The organism is Pseudomonas sp. Root71 (assembly GCF_001429045.1).
Taxonomy (GTDB): domain Bacteria; phylum Pseudomonadota; class Gammaproteobacteria; order Pseudomonadales; family Pseudomonadaceae; genus Aquipseudomonas; species Aquipseudomonas monachiensis.
The window spans coordinates 1-4,181 of sequence record NZ_LMHY01000021.1 but is presented as its reverse complement, the minus strand read 5'-3'; the positions used below and the strand labels follow the sequence as shown (position 1 = coordinate 4,181).

The window sequence follows — 4,181 nt, the reverse complement described above, 5'->3', positions numbered from 1 at the left end:
CTTTCGGCTTCGATGAACTGAAGCAACCTGCTGTCGAAAACTGCGTAACTCATTGTTTGCCAAGGAGTTTTCCGTTTCGACTGCGCCGGAAGTGGGGCGAATTATAGAGATCTGGAATCTGCCGTCAAGCACTGATTTAGGTTTTCTATCAATAAGCAGCAAAACGTCCCAAAGGGAGCCTATATAGAGGAGCCGAAACACCCCTCTATATAGAAGAGACCTATCAGAGAACGCCCGAAGCCTTGAATGCCGACACCGCCCCGGCATCCAGGCCCAACACCCGCTGCAAAACTTCCAGCGTGTGCTCACCCAGCAGAGGAGGCGCAAAACGGTACTCCACCGGCGTTTGCGACAGTCGAATCGGGCTCGCCACCTGCGGCACCATCCCAGCCAGTGCATGAGGCAGCTCGATAGCCAACCCACGCGCCTTGACCTGAGGATCGGCAAACATCTGCGCCACGTCATTGATAGGCCCGCATGGCACGCCAGCCTGTTCCAGCTGTGCCACCCATTCAGCGGTTGTCTTGAACACCGTCGCCTGGCGGATCAGCGGAATCAGTGCTGCCCTGTTTGCCACCCGCAGCTTGTTGGTGGCAAAACGTGGATCGTCCGCCCACTGCGGCTGCCCAGCCACTTCCGCGAACTTGCGGAACTGCCCATCGTTCCCGACGGTAAGGATGAAATCGCCATCCGCCGTAGGAAAATCCTGATAGGGCACGATGTTCGGATGAGCATTACCCAAGCGTTTAGGCGCATTGCCTGTCGTCAGGTAGTTCATTGCCTGGTTGGCCAGACAAGCCACCTGCACGTCCAGCAATGCCATATCGATATGCTGACCACCGCCATCGTGATCCCGATGCGCTAGCGCAGCCAGGATCGCAACAGTCGAATACAGCCCGGTCAGGATGTCCGTCAACGCCACGCCAACCTTCACCGGCCCCGCACCTTCTTCGCCTTCAGGTCGCCCCGTCAGGCTCATGAGGCCGCCCAGCCCCTGGATCATGAAGTCATAACCCGCACGCTTGGCGTAAGGGCCGGTCTGGCCGAACCCGGTGATCGAGCAATAGATCAGATCCGGATTGATCGCCTTCAGCGATTCATAGTCCAGACCATAAGCCGCCAGACCGCCGACCTTGAAGTTCTCGATCAGGATGTCCGACTTGGCCGCCAGCTCACGCACCAGCTTCTGCCCTTCAGGGCGAGTGAAGTCGATGGTGACCGATTGCTTGTTGCGATTGGCCGACAAGTAATAGGCGGCCTCGCTGGTGTTCTCGCCATAAGCGTCTTTAAGGAACGGCGGTCCCCAGGCGCGCGTGTCATCGCCGTTACCCGGACGCTCGACCTTGATCACTTCAGCGCCAAGGTCGGCCAGGATCTGCCCGGCCCAAGGCCCGGCCAGCACCCGCGATAAATCCAGTACCCGTAGATGCGATAGCGCGCCCATGGACGTTCTCCTTAATAGAACGCCTGGAGGCCGGTTTGCGCACGACCGAGGATCAGCGCATGGACGTCGTGCGTACCTTCATAGGTGTTCACCACTTCCAGGTTGACCAGGTGACGCGCGACACCGAATTCATCGGAGATGCCATTGCCGCCCAACATATCGCGAGCCATGCGCGCGATGTCCAGGGACTTGCCGCAAGAGTTACGCTTCATCATCGAGGTGATTTCGACTGCAGCGGTCCCTTCGTCCTTCATACGACCCAGACGCAGGCAGCCTTGCAGCGCCATGGTGATTTCAGTCTGCATGTCGGCCAGCTTCTTCTGGATCAACTGAGTGGCGGCCAGCGGGCGACCGAACTGTTGACGATCCAGGGTGTACTGGCGAGCGGTGTGCCAGCAGAACTCGGCTGCACCCAGCGCACCCCAGGAAATGCCGTAACGTGCCGAGTTGAGGCAAGTGAAAGGACCTTTCAGGCCACGGACATCCGGAAAAATGTTCTCTTGCGGCACGAACACGTTGTCCATCACGATTTCACCGGTGATCGAAGCCCGCAGGCCCACTTTGCCGTGAATCGCCGGAGCGCTCAGGCCTTTCCAGCCTTTCTCCAGAACGAAGCCACGGATGTCGCCGGCATCGTCCTTGGCCCAGACCACGAACACATCGGCGATCGGGCTGTTGGTGATCCACATCTTGCTGCCGGTGAGGCTGTAGCCGCCTTCGACTTTGCGCGCACGTGAGATCATCGCGCCCGGGTCGGAACCGTGGTTAGGCTCGGTCAGGCCGAAGCAGCCGATCCACTCACCCGACGCCAGTTTCGGCAGGTACTTCTGCTTCTGCGCTTCGGTACCGAATTCATTGATTGGCACCATCACCAGCGAGGACTGCACGCTCATCATCGAGCGATAGCCAGAGTCGATGCGCTCGACTTCACGAGCGATCAGGCCGTAGCTGACATAGTTCAGGCCGCTGCCACCGTACTGCTCGGGGATGGTTGCGCCCAACAGGCCGACCTCGCCCATTTCGCGGAAGATCGCCGGATCGGTCTTCTCATGACGGAAAGCTTCGAGGATGCGCGGCGCAAGGCTTTGCTGAGCGAATTGCGCAGCCGTGTCGCGAATCATGCGCTCTTCTTCAGTGAGCTGTTGATCCAGCAGCAGGGGATCGATCCAGTTGAAGCTAGCTTTACCGCCCATGAGTGTGTCCTCTCGAATCGGGTCAAATAACGTGGACTGATCCTAGGCCCGGATCGGCGCTACGGCAAACGAGGATTTTGCATACTGTTGTGCTAATTTCTCACTCCGAAACGTCGCGAAAGAGCCTTTATGCGATGTATTAGTGAGATTGACGTACATGCGCAGAAAGATACCCAGCACCACCGCCCTGATCAGCTTCGAGGCTGCCGCACGCCACGAGAGCTTCACCAAGGCCGCCCAGGAACTTTCGCTGACCCAAGGAGCGATTTGCCGACAGATCGCCAGCCTTGAAGAGTTCCTCAGTGTGGAACTGTTCCGACGTTCGCGGCGCGGGGTCAAGCTGACGGAAGCCGGACTCTCCTACAGCCGTCGGGTGGCCACTCAGCTCGATGCCGTTGAGCGCGACACCTTGTCAGTGATGGGCCAGCAGGGCACCAACGTGATCGAGCTGGCCGTAGTTCCGACTTTCGGCACCCAATGGCTGCTGCCGCGCCTCAAGGACTTCCAGCAGAAACACCCGGAAGTGACGGTCAACCTGACCAACCGCACGCGGCCGTTCCTGTTCGCCGACACGGATTTTGATGCTGCCATCTACTTCGGTGATGCGGATTGGTCGGGTACAGAATCCCACAGGTTGATGGGTGAAAATCCGATGCCCGTTTGCAGCCCCAACCTGCTCGGAAACAAGACCTGTCTGACGCCCGGCGAAATCGCCGACCTACCTCTCCTGCAACAAACCACCCGCCCCTATGCCTGGCGCCAATGGTTCGACTCCCAACACCTGAATGTCCCGCGAGACATGACGGGCCCCCGCTACGAGCTATTCTCCATGCTCGCCCAGGCAGCCATGCACGACATGGGCATTGCCCTGATCCCACCGTTCCTGATTCAAAGGGAGTTGAAAGAGAAACGTCTGGTGATCGCCAACCCCCAGGCACTGTCCAGCATCAAGGCTTACTACCTGATGATTCCTGAGCGAAAGGTCGAATCCGCGTCGTTGAGGGCATTTCGTGACTGGCTGGTAAATCAGGCGCACAGCTACAGCCTAGAGGGATAAAGGCTCTACAATGTTACTTGACCCCGTAGTCAGCTAAATGAAAGCCCTACAGATATACGTATTTGTCGCATGACAGCAAACTGTATCGACAAGTCGTACAAACGTCCCACAAGCGCCTGATGACGCGGCTTTGCGCCACTATTTCAAGGCAATGCCGCATCATTCATACGGCCGATGTGTAAATTCTTCAATTTCGGCCAGAATCCTTGAAAAGCACGGTCTACAAGGGATTGAGCCGGCTGGTTGCGACATTCGGTCACGGGGTGACTTGTAGTTAATTTTCCGTCACCCGTCATAATCCCTTGAAGGGCACAAAGTTCGCCTGCAAAATGCCGCGCCCCGCCCTGATTTGGCGGGATCGTGCTGATCGGCCGCCCCCAGCCGCACCATCCGTAGTGCATGGGTTTACTCTATAAGATCACGCAGGAGATTTGACGTGCACATTGGTGTTCCTCTCGAAACCCAGACCGGTGAAACACGGGTTGCT

General features: G+C 57.9%; 3 protein-coding genes. 1 reads left to right on the top strand and 2 read right to left on the bottom strand.

All coding sequences use genetic code 11. The features are described from left to right. Positions 1 to 223: 223 nt before the first annotated feature. Both ASD95_RS13785 and ASD95_RS13780 read right to left on the bottom strand, forming a co-directional pair. A complete protein-coding gene (locus ASD95_RS13785; protein ID WP_056725196.1) occupies positions 224 to 1,444 on the bottom strand; it encodes a CaiB/BaiF CoA transferase family protein in 1,221 nt (406 codons plus the stop codon). Positions 1,445 to 1,455: 11 nt separating this feature from the next. Then, positions 1,456 to 2,637, bottom strand: a complete 1,182-nt coding sequence (locus tag ASD95_RS13780; RefSeq protein WP_056725194.1) for an acyl-CoA dehydrogenase — start codon at positions 2,635 to 2,637, stop codon at positions 1,456 to 1,458. A 157-nt stretch (positions 2,638 to 2,794) separates the two neighbouring features. On the opposite strand from ASD95_RS13780, the gene ASD95_RS13775 reads away from it, so the two are divergent. Further along, positions 2,795 to 3,694: a LysR family transcriptional regulator gene (locus ASD95_RS13775; RefSeq protein WP_056725192.1), complete on the top strand. Its 900-nt coding sequence runs from the start codon at positions 2,795 to 2,797 to the stop codon at positions 3,692 to 3,694. Positions 3,695 to 4,181: the final 487 nt, after the last annotated feature.

Coding starts and splice junctions, on each gene's coding strand:
- ASD95_RS13780 (WP_056725194.1), bottom strand. CDS start 2,637: ATGGGCGGTAAAGCTAGCTTCAACTGGATCGATCCCCTGCTGCTGGAT.
- ASD95_RS13785 (WP_056725196.1), bottom strand. CDS start 1,444: ATGGGCGCGCTATCGCATCTACGGGTACTGGATTTATCGCGGGTGCTG.
- ASD95_RS13775 (WP_056725192.1), top strand. CDS start 2,795: ATGCGCAGAAAGATACCCAGCACCACCGCCCTGATCAGCTTCGAGGCT.